Raw genomic sequence first — 14,323 nt, 5'->3', positions numbered from 1 at the left:
CATTGCTGGCCGTCGGACAGCCATCGGCAGCGCTCGCGAGTCGATCACGCCTGGTCTAGGCCGATCCACGGTCCATGCTGTTCGGTTCGCCATGACAGGCTGCGTTCGCTGATCTTCCAACCGCCCTCGCCGGGTACGAGCGTGTCACGCGAATGGCCGATCGAGAAGATTTCCTTCCGATTGTCCGCAAAAGTCCACTTCACCACCATCCAGTAGGATTCGACGACGATGGCGCGCCCTTCCTGCGTCGCGAACAGCGGCGTTACGATGTGCTGACGGCCGCGGAAATCCGGATCACCGACCAGTCCGGCGAGCATCGCGCGAATCTCCCCATGACCGCTATGGACGTTCCCACGCGTGTCGGTGAACCGGCAATCCGGCATCGCCAGTTCCGCCATCACGCCATCGAGATCACCCCGATCCAGCGCGGCGAGATAGCGGCCAAGGCAATCCTGCGCGGCCAGCCGTTCCGCCGAATCCATGATTGTGATAGTATCGCCTGGCATGCCGCATTCCCCTTTGCAGTGCCGCACCCGACGGTGCGGCAAATGATGGTTGACCTTATCGACACATGGTTGCATTGACAACTATATGATTAAGTGGCGCTAGAAGCGTCGCGAAAAATGGAGAGGCCGTGATGAAGGTTGCACTGCTCGGCGCGACGGGACCTGTAGGAAAGCGCTTGCTGCAAGAATTGCTGGATCGCGGGCACTACGTCACCGCGATCGTGCGCCATCCCGACAAGGTTCCGCCCCATCCCAACGTCACGCCGCGCGCCGGCAATGTCGAAAGACCGCATGAGCTGATCGAACTGCTGCGCGGCCATGACGCGGTGATGGTCTCGATCCGCTTTCTCAAGATGAATGCGGCCGACCTACTCGACGCGGTCCGGCAGTCGGGCGTGCTACGCTACCTGATGGTTGGCGGCGCTGCGAGCCTGTACCTGCCGGGAACCACTACCAAGGTCATCGACAGCGGCCAGATTCCAGACGCGTTCCTGGAAGAGCCAAATGCTGGTATCGCGTTTTTCGCAGAACTGAAAAAGGCGGACGATCTGAAGTGGACCTTCCTTTCGCCCGCGATGATGTTTTCCAACGACGAATCTTACGGCACCGAGCCGGGCGGCCGGACGGGAGTGTTCCGCACGGGCCTGGATGAACTGATCGTCAGGCCCGACGGATCGAGCGCAATTTCGTACGAAGATTATGCCGTTGCGATGGTAGACGAACTGGAAACGCCCGCTCACGTTCGGCAGCGTTTTACGGTCGGCTACTGACTATGCAACCGACCGTGGGAGAGTCCCTTGCGGATAAGATCCCGGCAACGAGCACGACGCCGGTGCAGCGGATGTCGATCGAACGGGACTGCACGCGCCTTCTGCTGACCTACGCTTTACTGGTGGACACCGGCCAAGTCGACAGCGCGCTTGCCCTGTTCGTGCCCTCCGCCATCCTGATAGGGCCGCGCGACGCAGTTCGTCTGGAGGGAATAGCCGCGATCCGCGCCGCCTATGCCGACCGATCGAACAAGGCCGTGCGCCATTTCGTCTCCAACATTCTGGTCGAAGTGCTTGCCTGCGACCACGCAAGCGTGACGGCGAACATCCTTCTATACACCGGCCAGCTACCGGCAGAAGGCGGCCTGCCTCATCGCGATCCGCACGTCCTGATCGGCACGACCAGCGACGATCTCATATTGACGGCGGACGGCTGGCGATTCCGGGAACGACGCGGGGCGCTTTGCTTCGCTCCAGCATAACGACGCAACCGCCCGAGTGACAGCCAGGTCGGACCTAAGCTGTGGAGAAAGCACATGAAGCCCGGCAGCTGGTCGTCGATCCTTGTCATCTACCTGTTCGGCGTCTGCGCTTCGGCAGCCGTGGCCCGGATCATCCCGTTGGCGACGCACATCATGTCGCGCTTCGGGATCGACGATCGGCAGTTCGGCTGGTTGATCGCGCTGATCGCCGTGCCCGCGGTGCTTCTGGCCATTCCCAGCAGCCTCGTGATCGGGCGTTTCGGCGCACGAGCCGTATTGATCGGCGCCGCCGTGGTCGGAGCACTCGCCAATGCCATCGATCTCGTCGCGGACCGCTTCTGGATGTTGCAGGCCGCACGCCTGATCGAGGGGGTCGCGGTGGTCCACATCTACACCGCCGCGCCAGCATTGCTGATGGCCACGGTCGATGGCCCCCGGCGCACGCAGGCGCTGACATTGTGGGCCACCTATGCGCCGATCGGAACGGCCGTCGGGCTGGGGCTGGGCAGCATTGGTGCCGGGTCGGAAAGTTGGCGGCTGCCGTTCGCGCTTTTCGGCGCGCTGATGGTAGGGGCCTGCCTGTTGGCCTGCCTGCTACCCCGCCAGCATCACGCGTCCGCGCTACCGAAGCTGGGGCAGCAAATTGCGGATCTTGCCGCCGCCTGCGCCAGTCCTCCCTTGCTCGCGCTCGGCCTGGCGGCATTCATGGTTATCAGCATGGGATTTGGCGCGAACATCACCTTTCCCGACTGGTTCGTCCGGGTGCATCATATCTCGCCAGCTTCCGCCGCCGGGGCGTTCTCGCTGCTGACGTTGCTGATGCTGCCGGGATCGTTCGGCGCGGGCGCGCTGATGAACAAGGCCTATCTGTCGCCGTCGCGCCTGTTCCTCGTCGTGGCGCTGTTCGGCTTCGCGACCGGCGCGCTGTCGTTCCAGCCGGAATTGGGACTGACCACGCGCTACGTCGTGGCGGGGGCGTGGATTCTGTGCTCCGGCGCCTCGCTGGCGATCGTGACGGCGACATTGCCGCTGGCCGCCGTGCCCGCCCGTCATGGCGCTGCCGCCGCGCTCGTCAACCAGGCGGGCGCTCTCGCCACCTTCGTCAACCCGCCGCTGTGGCGATCGATGCTGGCGGGCGGCGTGTGGGGACCTTTCATCTTGACGATGGCGGCGGGATGGATCGTATCAGTCGCTGCGATGCTGTTCATCACTTCGGACAGACATCGCGATGGTTGAACAACGTGAAGGACCTGCGACGATGAAGGACGAGCCGCCGCCAGAACTTGGCCTGCCGACGGACCTTTCGCTCAGCTTCGACTTTCTTTCAGCCGCCAACCGGCTCACCATCCTCGCCGCGCGAGGCGCGCGGGCGCTGGCCGATTTGACGCTGACCGAATGGCGTGTGCTCAGAGTGCTGGCGATGTCGCCCGGATCGAGCGCCGCCGTCGTGGCCAAAATCGTGATGGTGGACAAATCCGTCGCCAGTCGCGTGCTTCGGCAATTGGAAAATGCTGGCCTGATCGCCACAGAGGCGGATCGCGATGACCGGCGGCAGAGCCTGCTGCACCTGACCGCCAAGGGCCAGACGCTGCATGACCATGTACTGCCGACGATCCGGAAAGCGGAGGAACGGGCCTGGACGACATTGAGTTCCGGCGAACGGATGATGCTTCGTGAAATGCTGGCCCGATTATCGCGCGCATGGGCGGGTGATTCTAACGACAGTTGATCGGCATGACCGCGCCACTTAGTCACGCTGCGGCAGTCTGACCGTTGCGACGCACGACGGGGCATGATAAATGTCTCCCAAGGACACAATCAAGGACTGTCCGACTTTTGGAGAGCCGTGGGTGCCGGGCGCATTATGCCTTGATCGCGCAGTTCTTCCACAGGGGTCTCCGACAAGGATGAAGCGTGCGCGAAACACTCTATCTGGTGCCTGGACTCTTGTGCGACGCCATTGTCTGGCATCATCAGATTGCCGCCCTGTCGCCTGACTATGACGTGCGGATCCCGGACCTGACCCGCCAGTCATCCATCGGTGAAATGGCCGCCGACATATTGACCGACAGCCCGGCGCGCTTTTCGATCGCGGGCCATTCGATGGGCGCGCGGGTGGCGCTGGAGGTAATCGCCAGGGCGCCCGAGCGGGTCAGTCGCATCGCGCTGCTCGACACCGGCGTCCATCCCGCGACCGCGGAGGAGCCGGCGCGCCGCCAGGCATTGCTGGACGTGAGCGCGCAATCGGGGATGCGGGCACTGGCAGACCGCTGGCTGCCGCCGATGGTCAGGGACGGCGCGCTGGAACAGGACCCGACGCTGCGCAATACTTTATATGGCATGGTCGAGCGCATGTCGCCGGAGATACACCGCAGGCAGATCGCGGCGTTGCTGGCCCGGCCCGATGCGCGGAAACAGCTCAACGCCATTACCTGCCCGGTCATGATCGGGGTTGGCGACCAGGACCGCTGGAGTCCGCCAGATCAGCATGAGGCGATCGCCGCGATCATTCCCCAGGCGTGCTACGTCCTATTTGCCGGCAGTGGCCATATGGCGCCCATGGAAGCGCCGGAAGCCGTCACCGAAGCCTTGCAACGCTGGATGCATACGCCCGATGCCGCATGATGCGCCCGCTGGGAACAGGCCCGATACGACCGCCGCCGTCTGGGCGGTGGAAATACAGATCCGACGCTTCGCCATGTTGAACGACGCGCACGATCATGACGGCCTTGCGGCGATGTTCACTAAAGACGGTCGCTTCGCCCGGCCCACCGAACCGGACAAGCCGATCATTGGCAGGGACGCGATTCGCATCTTCTTCCGCGATCGGGCCAAACGGATGACGCACCATGTCATGGCCAATACGGTGGTCGATATCGTGTCGGACCATGAGGTACGCGCGCACAGCTATGTTCTGTTGCACATGGCGGACAGGACCCTGGTCGGCGACTTTTTCGACCGACTGATCCTGCAAGACGGTTTGTGGCTGTTTGCCGACCGGCGCGGCACGCTCGCTTTCTAAACGGCGAGTGGGGGGAAGGCGGCCCGCCACCCCCCTATTTCGTCACGCCGCTTTCAGGATTGCTCCGTGCGGGTCGAGCACGAACTTTTCCGCAGCCCCCTTGTCGAACGTCTCATAACCAGCGGCTGCATCCTCCAGAGATATGACCTTGGCATTGACGATATCGGCGATCGGCAGGCGATCGTGCAGGATGGACATCATCAACTGGCGATTATACTTCAGGACCGGCGTCTGGCCGGTGTGGAAGGATTGAGCCTTGGCCCAGCCGAGGCCGAAACGCAGCGAGAGGTTGCCCTGCTTGGCGGCCTGATCGACAGCGCCGGGATCTTCGGTCACATAAAGGCCCGGAATGCCGATCGACCCGGCGGCCCGCGTGATTTCCATCATCTGGTTCAGCACGACGGCGGGTTGTTCCCCGCCGGTATGCCCGCGCGCCTCGAACCCGACCGCGTCGATCGCGGCATCCACTTCGTTGCTGCCGGTGATTTGCGCGATCATATCCCCCAGGCGGTCGCTGGCTGACAGATCCACTGGTTCGAAGCCCACCTTCTTGGCATGGGCCAGCCGGTCCTTGTTGAAATCGCCGATCATGACGACGGCCGCGCCCAGTATCCGCGCGGACGCCGCCGCCGCAAGGCCAACCGGTCCGGCGCCCGCGACATAGACGACCGATCCGACCCCGACGCCCGCCATCACCGCGCCATGAAAGCCGGTGGGCAAGATGTCGGACAGCATCGTCAGGTCGCGGATCTTCTCCATCGCCCGATCCCGGTCGGGCAGTTTGAGCAGGTTGAAATCGGCATAAGGCACAGTCACATAACGCGCCTGCCCACCAATCCAGCCTCCCATGTCGACATAGCCATAGGCGCCGCCCGCCCGCGCCGGATTGACTGTCAGGCATACGCCGGTGTCCTGTGATTTGCAGGTTCGACAGCGGCCACAGGCGACATTGAAGGGCACCGAAACGATGTCGCCGATCTCCAGCATCTCAACATCGACGCCCTTTTCGATCACTTCGCCGGTGATTTCGTGGCCCAGCACCAATCCGGCTGGTGCCGTCGTGCGGCCACGCACCATATGCTGGTCAGAACCGCAGATGTTGGTCGACAAGACCTTAAGGATCACGCCATGTTCGATCCGGCGACCGTCGGGCGCCTCCAGTTTCGAATCCGCGATATCCCGCACCTCGACCTTGCCGGGGCCGACATAGACCACGCCTCTATTGCTGCTCATCACTCTCTCCTATTATCCGCCGATTTGGGTCGGCTTTACCCAACGTCCCCGGCGCGGGTCAGGCATGGACGGGTTCGACCGCCGGCTGCGCCGCACTTTCATCCGCGATTGCCTTTTCGATCATCATCCGTGAACGAACGCCGCCCGCATCAATGTTCAGCAGCAGCAGCTTGCGGTCGGGATAGCGGTCGAGATTGCGCTGTTGCAGCTGCAATATCTCCATGTCCTCGCCGAAAATCCTGCCCTGGCCCTCGCGGATCGTATCCGTCAGCGCCTTGTCCGCGACAGCAAAGCGTCGGGCCATGCCCCAGAAATACCAGTGCGACGTTTCGGTTTCGGGCGTGATGAAATCGACGACGATGCTGGACGCCTTATACTGGTCCTCCGCGTCGTAGCCGCCCTTCCCTTCCAGCGCGACGCCCACTTCGATCATCACATGGCTGGGCAGGGAAAATCGGCAGACCTGCCAGCGATCGACCGTCGCATCGCCGGGCAGTCCTGCGCCTTGCAGCGCCATCTGCCAGAAGGGGGGCGCCTTGATCCCGTCCATGAAGCGGCTGGTAACGACCTCATCGCCGACAATGCGGGTCTTCACGGGCGCTTCGTCAATCTCCTTCTGACCGATGCTCGTGGAATGAACATAGGTTTCGTGGGTCAGGTCCATCAGATTGTCGACCATCAGCCGATAGTCGCAGCCGACATGATAGAGGCCGCCGCCATAGGCCCATTCGTCGCTTTCGGCCCACTCCAGATGACGCAGCTTCGCCGGATCGGCGGCATCCGCATCGCCGGGCCAGACCCAGATGAAGCCATAGCGTTCGATTACCGGAAAAGTGCGAATGGGCGGGAAGCCCCCCACGCGCTGTCCCGGCATCCCGACCGTGCGGCCCTCGCACCCCATGGCCAGCCCGTGATACCCGCACACAAGCGCCCCATCCTGCACCGTGCCGAGCGACAATGGTGCGCCACGATGCGGACAAAAGTCGTCCAATGCTGCGACGCTACCCCTGGCGCCGCGAAAGAAAACCATCCGTTCGCCACAGATTTGGCGACCTAGCGGCTTGCCGTCGATTTCGTCGGGCGTGCACGCGACGTACCACGCATTGCGGGGCCATGGCTTTGCGGGCGGTTGCTGGTGGTCCACTGCCGTCTCCTTGACGTCGCGGGACGGCTCCCGCCCCTTATTATTGGATCCAATAGAGCAATTCGACCCGTATGAGTCAAGGACGATTGAGGGTTGCTGCGGGCTTTTCACGCCTTAAGACGTCGCTATGGAACAGCGTATGAAACCGGGCCAGCGCGTGGTCGTGGCATTGCGCAAGATGATCGCTTCGGGCGAACTGGCCGATGGCGCGCGGATCGCGGAAATTGCCACGGCCGAGCGACTTGGCGTATCGCGTATGCCCGTGCGAACCGCCCTGCGAACGCTGGAACAGGAAGGGCTGGTCGTGAAACTGGGCGCGCGCGGTTATGCGGCGCGAGGACCCAGCGCCGCGCAGATCGATGGCGCGATAGAGGTGCGCGGCGTGCTGGAAGGATTGGCGGCCAAGATCGTCGCGTCCCGACCCGTGCACCCGGAGTTTGCCATGCGCCTGAATGCCTGCCTCCAGCTTGGCGACGCGCTTTTCGCCAAGGGCCATCTGGAAGAAGGCGACCTTGAGCGTTTTTACAGCTATAATCTCGCCTTTCACGACCTGCTGGTGAAGGGCAGCGCCAATCAGGCGATCCTCATCGCCCTGTCGCGCAACAACCACCTGCCCTTCGCCTCTGCGGCGGCCCTTGCTCTGGACTGGGACGATCTCGAAACGGAATATCGGCATCTGCTATCGGCGCATCATCAGCATCGCGCCGTCAGCGCCGCGATATTGGCGGGCGAGGCGGACGAGGCGGAACGCCTGATGCGCCACCACGCACGCGCCTCCGTGGGCAATCGCAGTGTATTCGAACGGTTCGGCACCGAACTGCAACTGCCGCCGGTAAAGGATCATTAGAGCGGCATCACGACAACCGGCTTGACGACCTCGCCCCGCTCCGACGCCGCGAACGCGTCCTCGATCCGGGCGAAGGGATAGTGTCGGACCAGCTTTTCCAATGGCAGGCGGCCGTCGCGGTAATAACCGATCAGGCGGGGAATGAAGCGTTGGGGATCGACGCCGCCTTCGACCACGCCGACGATCCGCCGCCCCATGCTCATGATTGCCGAAGGGTCGATCGTCAGGCCACCGCGGGGATAGGCACCGACCAGCGCCAGCGTACCGCGCGGCGCCAGCATAGCGATGGCCTGAGAAAGCAGGATCGGCACGCCGGTCGTATCCACGATATAGTCGAACAACCCCTCCAGCGATCCAAGCTCGCCAGCCGTCTGCGTCGCGCCCAGTTCGCGCGCCAGATCGAGCCGGTGGGGATGCCGGTCAAGCATCGCCACGCGCGCCGCGCCTGCGATTGTCGCCGCCATCAGCGCCGACAGGCCGACCGCCCCCGCCCCCATTATCGCGATCGACTGTCCCCGCTGCACGTTCAGCGTTTCCAGCACGGTCCCGGCGCCGGTCTGCACACCACACCCCAGCGGCGCGAGCAGGTCCAGCGGCAGGTCCGGCTCGATCCGCACGACATTATCCCGATGCGCCAGCGCATGGCTGGCAAAGGCGGATTGACCGAAAATATTGCTGCCAATCGGATGCCCCCCGCGCCGGACGGTCCCCTCGCCCGCATCGCGCAGCCCCAGAAAATTACGCTGCACGAAGTCGCTGCAATAGCCGGGTTGATGGTCGTGACAGGCGGGACACGCGCCGCAGCTATGAAAGCTCAACAGCACATGATCGCCGACCGAGAGGTCGCCGACCTGCGCGCCCAACGCTTCGACGACCCCTGCCCCCTCATGTCCCAATATGACGGGAAAGGGCACAGGCAACGCCCCGTCGCGCATTACCATGTCGGTATGACAGATGCCGCAGGCAACGATGCGTACCCTTACTTGCCTTGGCCCCGGCGGATCCATCGTCAATCGCTGAAACCGCAGCGGACCGCCCGCATGTTCGACAACAACCGCGTCTATGCTGATCGCCTCCACCGATCAGAAATCGAAGCCGAAGCGCAGATACCATTCGCGCGGCCGATTATAAGTGCCGAATATTGCTCCTGCCGCGATGTTCGATCCCCCCGAGGTCAGGAACCTTTTGTCGGTAAGGTTGGTGCCGCCTGCTGTCAGCGACCAATGGCCACCCGGCTCGCGATAGCTGATGCTGGAGTTGACGATGTCGCTGGGCACGCGCTGCAAAAGGAACGTGCGCTGCGTGTCGTTCCAAGCGCTGGAACTGTGCGTCCAATCAGCCAGCAGAACGAGCGAGCCGCCATTGCCCAGCCTAGCTTCGTACCGGGGACTGACATTGATCTTCCATTTCGGGGTCTTGGGCAGGGTTTCGCCCACCAGCGTTCCGGCCTGAAAGACATTGGCGCCGCCGACCGCCGCCGTCGCGGGAGACACCGAGGAATAGGTGGCGTCGATATAGCCCACCGACCCGTTGATCGTCAGGCCATCGACGGGCGCGGCGAGGACCTCCAACTCGAAACCGCGGATACGCGCGTCGCCCGCATTGGAAATGGTGGGCGACGTACCGACCTGGATGTTGAGCTGGATGTCCCGATATTTGGTCGAAAAAACCGCCGCGTTCAGCTGAAGGTGGCGATCCAGCAGGGTAGATTTGATACCCGCCTCCCAGGTCGTCGCCTTTTCCTCGTTAAAGTCGGGCGCGACATTGCCCTGCGGGTTCGTCAAGCGCGTGGTCCAGCCGCCAGTCTTGTAGCCCTTCGACCAGCTGCCATAGATCATCAGGTCCTTGCTCGGGTGCAGCTGCACGCCGACCTTTGGCGAAAAGTCGCTGAACTTCTTGCGGTTCACGCCGGGCGTGTAGACGCGCACGGGATTGGTGGGATCGGGAAAACTCAATCCCGCCTGGCACGGGATCGGGGCGAGCGGGAAGGGACCGCCGGGGTTGATGGTGCCGTCCGCGTTGGCGCAGCCGAACAGCTTGTAGTTGAACCCATTCAATTCCTGCTGGCCGCCCTCAAACCGCTTGCGTTCATTGGTATACCGCCCGCCGATGGTGAGGCCGATAAGGTCGATCGGGCGATAGTCCAACTGGCCGAAAAAGGCGTAGTTCTTCGTCGAAAGCTGATTGGGACCATCGACCTGCACCTGACCTTCGGCAAAGGTGACATAATCGTGCAGGTCGCCGGATTCGCTGAAATAATAAGCGCCCAGGACGTAGCGCAGCTTCTTGTTCAATGCGTCGCCCAACAGTTGCAGCTCCTGGCTGAACTGCTTCTGGTTCATGGTAAAGCTTAACTGCCCGAAATTGAGGGGCGATCCGTCCGCATCAAGGCCCGCATTCCAGTGCAATTCGCGATAGGCGGTGATCGACTTGAGCGCGACATTGTCCGCCAGATCAAAATCGACGATGCCGCTGAGACCCCAGGTTTTGAGGCTGGAGTAGCTGTTCCCGGTCGCATAGCTGCGATCCTTGTCGGCCAGGAAATATCGGTTGTCCCATGGCAGACGATCATTGGCCGGGTTGCCGTCCACATTGACGCTGGCGTAGCTTGGCAGCTGGAATTGCGGATTGAACTGGGTGCCCGATACCCCGCACAGGGCAGAGGCATTACGCGCCGCGATTTCCGCACCGGTGCTGCCGATACAGAAATTATACAGGCCGGCGAACAGGAAGCCGGTGGTGCCGGTTGGGTCGAACGCAGTGCCCGGCAGGTTCGTGGTTCCCGCGAAATTGCCGGGCACGAACTCCGCCGTGCCAAGCAGCTTGTTGGCCGATGTGCCCTTGTCCTTGCTGTAGTCGCCGGAGAAGGTCGCGCGGATCGCGCCGCCATCATCCCACTTCAGCTTGCCGCGCAAGTTCCAATTGTTGTTTCCGCCTTCGCGGCTGGCGCTGTCATAGCCGGCCGCGGAAAAGGCGTTGAACGATGGCGTGTTGTTGGCGCGCGCGTCAGGGAAGGGCACGCGCTTGAGGAAGCCGTCGCGCGTCTTGACGCCGAAGGTGACGGCGGAACTCAGACCCTCGGTTATCGGGATAGTCACGGACCCACGGACCTGCAGCAGATCATAGCTGCCCACCGTCACGTCGCCGGTGGCCTTGAACTCCTTGCCCGGATCGGCGGTGACGATGGAGATGGCGCCGCCGATCGTATTGCGGCCGAACAGCGTACCCTGCGGCCCCTTCAATATTTCGATGCGGGCGACGTCCAGAAGATCCTGGTTCGCGCCCACCGTCCGCGCCAGATAGACGCCGTCGAGATAGATGCCGACGCCAGGATCGATATTGAACGCGAAGTCGTCGGAACCGATGCCGCGAATATAGGCCGCCAGCACAGCCGTCGAACCGGAAAATGGCGTGCCGGCATCCAGATTGACGTTGGGCGCGATCGCCGACAACTGCGATACGCTGCCGATCGCGCGTTCCTGCAACGCCTCCGATGTGAAAGCCGAAATCGCGATCGGCACGTCCTGGACATTCTCGGCGCGTTTTTGTGCCGTGACGACGATCTCCACAATCCCGCCCTGACCGGTGGCTGCTGCGTTGGCGTCTGATTGCGGGCTGCCCTGCGCGATAGCCGGACCGGCTATCGATGCCGTCGAGGCCAGCAAGAGCGCAATGGTCGTTTTATCCATGGAATATCCCTCCCGTTCCATTCACGCCTGTTCCGGCGATTTGGCATGTCTTTTAGATGTCGACGCATCGCCGGTCTTGGACGCAGGCGAACGGGTGATCAGGAGGAACGCGAACCCGATCGCGATCCCCCGATCGACGTGGCGTCACGACAAGGGCCGCTCCGCGCCCTGCGCCACTGACGCGGCGACAGGCCGAATTGTCGGCGGAAGCAGCGCGTAAAGAATGCGGAATCGTTGAAACCGACTTCAAAGGCGATGTCGGTGATGGTCTGGCCGTCGTCGCGTGCCAGCAGGCTGGTGGCCCATTCCATCCTGCGCGTCGTGATGAAACTCGTCGGTGTAAGGCCGACATGGCGGAAAAAGGATTTCTGCACCGCGCGCGATGACAGGTCGAGCGCCTCCCCGATCAGTGCCGTGCCAAGGTCGGGGTTGCCCAGATTATCCAGCGCATATTGCACGGGGGAGACGGGCGGTCGCACCGCCCGATCACCGGCCAGTCTGCGTCCACAGGCCATACGCGCGGCATCGGCCAGCAATGCGCCGGTATCGTCATCCAACTCCGCCAGATGCTCCCGCTGCGACCAGATGCCCTGCAACACATGTCCCAGGAAAGCCACATTGGGATTGTCGGCGGGTAGCAGACAGCCATGCCAGTCGCGGCTCGCTATCGCCTCTCCCATCATGGCCATTGGCACCTGGAGGATCAGGCAGTCATTCGCTTGCGATATCTCGATGGCATAGGGCTGGCTATCGTCGGCCACGATGACCTCGCCAACCCGGCCGCAGCTGTTCTGATCCCCATGGACCATCGTCATAGTGCCACGTCGCAATATGTGCAGCAGGAGATGGCGGTCGCTCTGCGCGGCCACCCGGCTTACCCTGGCCCGGTCGCTCCGTGCCCGTGCGAGGCCCACCGCGCCGACAGAGCAGCGCGTCAGGTCTGCCTGAATGCCTTCCGATGCGGTGACCGTCATACCGGGAAAGGCTTCGGCCACGACATCGTGCCAGAACAGGCGCCTGCGTTGATGCGGCACCAGACTGGTGGAGAAACGCTCCACCACGCTCAAAGGGCGTGCCCCGGCGGCATGCCGACAAAATCTGGACATGCCATCACACCCTGCACCTTCCCCCGATTTACGCCAGTCGATCTACGCAGCGTTTTTAATTATTGGGAATGTATCCTAGGCATACTAGATTCGCAACAGGATTATCGGTAGCGAGCCGGGCAAGATCGATTTTTTCACCTTGCGCGCGCGGGCGTCGATAATGTATGCTTGGGATACATATCCACTGATGTCATTTATGTTTCAAAACCACTGCACGGAGATGATGATGCAAGAAAAGGATGTTGTTTCGGTCCATGTCGAGGACAGGATCGCCTGGGTCAATTTCGCCCGACCTGAAAAGCGCAACGCCATGAGTCCGACGCTGAACCGGCGAATGATGGAGGTACTGGACGAGCTGGAATTTCGGGACGACGTCGGCGTGCTGGTTCTGGGTGGCGAAGGTTCGGCCTGGTCGGCGGGGATGGATCTGAAGGAATATTTTCGTGAAACCGAGTCGCAGGGCCTGCGCGGCGTGCGCAAGTCGCAAAGCGAAAGCTATGGCTGGTTTCGCCGCTTGCGCTGGTTTCAGAAACCGACGATCGCGATGGTCAATGGCTGGTGCTTTGGCGGCGGCTTTGGACCGCTTTTCGCCTGCGACCTGGCGATCACCGCGAACGAGGCGCAGTTCGGCCTGTCCGAAATCAATTGGGGTATCCTGCCCGGTGGCGGCGTGACAAAGGTGGTCGTCGATCTACTGCCGATGCGCGATGCGATGTGGCTGACGCTGACCGGGGAACTGATCGACGGCCAGCAGGCCGCAGCGATGCGCCTCGTCAATGAAAGCGTGCCGCTGGACCAGTTGAAGGACCGGACGCGCGCCGTGGCGGACATCCTGCTCAAGAAGAACCCGGTCGCGCTGAAGTTCGCCAAGGATGCCGTCCGCCGGGTCGGCACGATGACCTATGACGAAGCAGAGGATTATCTGGTCCGCATGCAGGAAGCCGCCAACTTTCATGACAAGACTGACGGGCGCAAGGAAGGCATCCGCCAATTCATCGACGAGAAAAGCTACAAGCCCGGTCTTGGCGCTTATGACCTCACCAAGGCGGAGGTGAAAGGCTAAAGCCGAAAAGGTCTCACGCTAAAGGAGCGCGCCGAGACATGCCGGCGCGCCCTTTTCAGCTTTTGTCCCGGATGGAGCGCAATCCCTCGGGCGATCGCCCGCCAGCGATCATCATCGCCGTATAATCCTCGAAATTCATGTCGGTCATGGTCGACACGGCCCGTGCGAAGGGAATCCCGTCGGTGGAAAACAGCTTCGCCAAGAAATAGACGTTGCCGCCCAGGTCGAGGCAGCGATTATAGTCGCGCGCCAGCACTGCTTCCTTTTGGTCGGGGGTCATCGCCCATTCGTCGAGATACGCGGCCTCATCGGCCTTGAAACGGGCGCGGTTGTCGGCGTGCATCAGACTCATCGCGAACTGGTTGAGATGAAACCCGCGCCGTGCGCGCGCAGCGGTGAATATGCGCGTGCCGGGAATATCTTCCAGTTCGGCCAGATAGCTGTGAATATCGGCGATCATT

General features: G+C 62.4%; 15 protein-coding genes. 8 read left to right on the top strand and 7 right to left on the bottom strand.

Annotated elements, in window-relative coordinates:
- Positions 1 to 44 precede the first annotated feature (44 nt).
- Complete coding sequence (locus tag ACODSN_RS05975) at positions 45 to 506, bottom strand: nuclear transport factor 2 family protein (protein ID WP_489053903.1); 462 nt, start codon at positions 504 to 506, stop codon at positions 45 to 47.
- A gap of 131 nt (positions 507 to 637) precedes the next feature.
- Between ACODSN_RS05975 and ACODSN_RS05970 the strand changes: the two genes are divergently transcribed.
- The 6 genes from ACODSN_RS05970 to ACODSN_RS05945 all read left to right on the top strand — a co-directional run bounded on the left by ACODSN_RS05970 (position 638) and on the right by ACODSN_RS05945 (position 4,780).
- Complete coding sequence (locus ACODSN_RS05970) at positions 638 to 1,276, top strand: NAD(P)-dependent oxidoreductase (protein ID WP_489053901.1); 639 nt, start codon at positions 638 to 640, stop codon at positions 1,274 to 1,276.
- Between the two features lie 14 nt (positions 1,277 to 1,290).
- Positions 1,291 to 1,758: a nuclear transport factor 2 family protein gene (locus ACODSN_RS05965; RefSeq protein ID WP_489053899.1), complete on the top strand. Its 468-nt coding sequence runs from the start codon at positions 1,291 to 1,293 to the stop codon at positions 1,756 to 1,758.
- A gap of 54 nt (positions 1,759 to 1,812) precedes the next feature.
- Positions 1,813 to 2,994, top strand: a complete 1,182-nt coding sequence (locus tag ACODSN_RS05960) for an MFS transporter (protein WP_489053898.1) — start codon at positions 1,813 to 1,815, stop codon at positions 2,992 to 2,994.
- A gap of 22 nt (positions 2,995 to 3,016) precedes the next feature.
- On the top strand, positions 3,017 to 3,487 hold the full coding sequence (locus tag ACODSN_RS05955) for a MarR family winged helix-turn-helix transcriptional regulator (RefSeq protein ID WP_489053897.1): 471 nt from the start codon (positions 3,017 to 3,019) through the stop codon (positions 3,485 to 3,487).
- 185 nt (positions 3,488 to 3,672) lie between these two features.
- Positions 3,673 to 4,383 carry an alpha/beta fold hydrolase gene (locus tag ACODSN_RS05950; RefSeq protein WP_489053895.1) on the top strand — a complete coding sequence of 237 codons (711 nt, stop codon included), beginning with the start codon at positions 3,673 to 3,675 and terminating at the stop codon, positions 4,381 to 4,383.
- Positions 4,373 to 4,780, top strand: a complete 408-nt coding sequence (locus tag ACODSN_RS05945) for a nuclear transport factor 2 family protein (RefSeq protein ID WP_489053893.1) — start codon at positions 4,373 to 4,375, stop codon at positions 4,778 to 4,780. The genes ACODSN_RS05950 and ACODSN_RS05945 overlap by 11 nt, the downstream gene beginning before the upstream one ends.
- A 42-nt stretch (positions 4,781 to 4,822) precedes the next feature.
- Here ACODSN_RS05945 and fdhA read toward each other — a convergent pair whose 3' ends face one another.
- Positions 4,823 to 6,013, bottom strand: a complete 1,191-nt coding sequence (fdhA, locus tag ACODSN_RS05940) for a formaldehyde dehydrogenase, glutathione-independent (protein WP_489053891.1) — start codon at positions 6,011 to 6,013, stop codon at positions 4,823 to 4,825.
- Positions 6,014 to 6,071: 58 nt separating this feature from the next.
- Positions 6,072 to 7,157 (bottom strand): Rieske 2Fe-2S domain-containing protein, encoded by a 1,086-nt coding sequence (locus tag ACODSN_RS05935; RefSeq protein ID WP_489053889.1) that lies wholly within the window; start codon positions 7,155 to 7,157, stop codon positions 6,072 to 6,074.
- 139 nt (positions 7,158 to 7,296) lie between these two features.
- On the opposite strand from ACODSN_RS05935, the gene ACODSN_RS05930 reads away from it, so the two are divergent.
- Positions 7,297 to 8,004, top strand: coding sequence for a GntR family transcriptional regulator (locus tag ACODSN_RS05930; protein WP_489053888.1), 708 nt, complete (start codon positions 7,297 to 7,299; stop codon positions 8,002 to 8,004).
- Here the strand turns inward: ACODSN_RS05930 and ACODSN_RS05925 are convergent.
- The 3 genes from ACODSN_RS05925 to ACODSN_RS05915 form a co-directional block, all read right to left on the bottom strand.
- Positions 8,001 to 9,083: an NAD(P)-dependent alcohol dehydrogenase gene (locus tag ACODSN_RS05925; protein ID WP_489053886.1), complete on the bottom strand. Its 1,083-nt coding sequence runs from the start codon at positions 9,081 to 9,083 to the stop codon at positions 8,001 to 8,003. The genes ACODSN_RS05930 and ACODSN_RS05925 overlap by 4 nt on opposite strands.
- A 3-nt stretch (positions 9,084 to 9,086) precedes the next feature.
- Positions 9,087 to 11,693, bottom strand: a complete 2,607-nt coding sequence (locus ACODSN_RS05920; RefSeq protein WP_489053885.1) for a TonB-dependent receptor — start codon at positions 11,691 to 11,693, stop codon at positions 9,087 to 9,089.
- A gap of 98 nt (positions 11,694 to 11,791) precedes the next feature.
- Complete coding sequence (locus tag ACODSN_RS05915; RefSeq protein ID WP_489053883.1) at positions 11,792 to 12,799, bottom strand: AraC family transcriptional regulator; 1,008 nt, start codon at positions 12,797 to 12,799, stop codon at positions 11,792 to 11,794.
- Between the two features lie 220 nt (positions 12,800 to 13,019).
- Between ACODSN_RS05915 and ACODSN_RS05910 the strand changes: the two genes are divergently transcribed.
- Positions 13,020 to 13,862, top strand: coding sequence for a p-hydroxycinnamoyl CoA hydratase/lyase (locus ACODSN_RS05910; protein ID WP_489053881.1), 843 nt, complete (start codon positions 13,020 to 13,022; stop codon positions 13,860 to 13,862).
- A 55-nt stretch (positions 13,863 to 13,917) separates the two neighbouring features.
- On the opposite strand, the gene ligA is transcribed toward ACODSN_RS05910, so the two are convergent.
- Complete coding sequence (gene ligA / locus ACODSN_RS05905; protein ID WP_489053880.1) at positions 13,918 to 14,322, bottom strand: protocatechuate 4,5-dioxygenase subunit alpha; 405 nt, start codon at positions 14,320 to 14,322, stop codon at positions 13,918 to 13,920.
- Position 14,323 lies beyond the last annotated feature (1 nt).

This window comes from Sphingobium sp. FG11 (genome assembly GCF_057809915.1).
This window is presented reverse-complemented; position numbering and strand designations above follow the sequence as displayed.

What these genes read in the sequence shown, in the direction of transcription:
- ACODSN_RS05910 (WP_489053881.1), top strand. Translation starts at nt 13,020, where the DNA reads ATGATGATGCAAGAAAAGGATGTTGTTTCGGTCCATGTCGAGGACAGG.
- ACODSN_RS05930 (WP_489053888.1), top strand. Translation starts at nt 7,297, where the DNA reads ATGAAACCGGGCCAGCGCGTGGTCGTGGCATTGCGCAAGATGATCGCT.
- ACODSN_RS05955 (WP_489053897.1), top strand. Translation starts at nt 3,017, where the DNA reads ATGAAGGACGAGCCGCCGCCAGAACTTGGCCTGCCGACGGACCTTTCG.
- fdhA (WP_489053891.1), bottom strand. Translation starts at nt 6,013, where the DNA reads ATGAGCAGCAATAGAGGCGTGGTCTATGTCGGCCCCGGCAAGGTCGAG.
- ACODSN_RS05970 (WP_489053901.1), top strand. Translation starts at nt 638, where the DNA reads ATGAAGGTTGCACTGCTCGGCGCGACGGGACCTGTAGGAAAGCGCTTG.
- ligA (WP_489053880.1), bottom strand. Translation starts at nt 14,322, where the DNA reads ATGATCGCCGATATTCACAGCTATCTGGCCGAACTGGAAGATATTCCC.
- ACODSN_RS05915 (WP_489053883.1), bottom strand. Translation starts at nt 12,799, where the DNA reads ATGTCCAGATTTTGTCGGCATGCCGCCGGGGCACGCCCTTTGAGCGTG.
- ACODSN_RS05920 (WP_489053885.1), bottom strand. Translation starts at nt 11,693, where the DNA reads ATGGATAAAACGACCATTGCGCTCTTGCTGGCCTCGACGGCATCGATA.
- ACODSN_RS05975 (WP_489053903.1), bottom strand. Translation starts at nt 506, where the DNA reads ATGCCAGGCGATACTATCACAATCATGGATTCGGCGGAACGGCTGGCC.
- ACODSN_RS05960 (WP_489053898.1), top strand. Translation starts at nt 1,813, where the DNA reads ATGAAGCCCGGCAGCTGGTCGTCGATCCTTGTCATCTACCTGTTCGGC.
- ACODSN_RS05945 (WP_489053893.1), top strand. Translation starts at nt 4,373, where the DNA reads ATGCCGCATGATGCGCCCGCTGGGAACAGGCCCGATACGACCGCCGCC.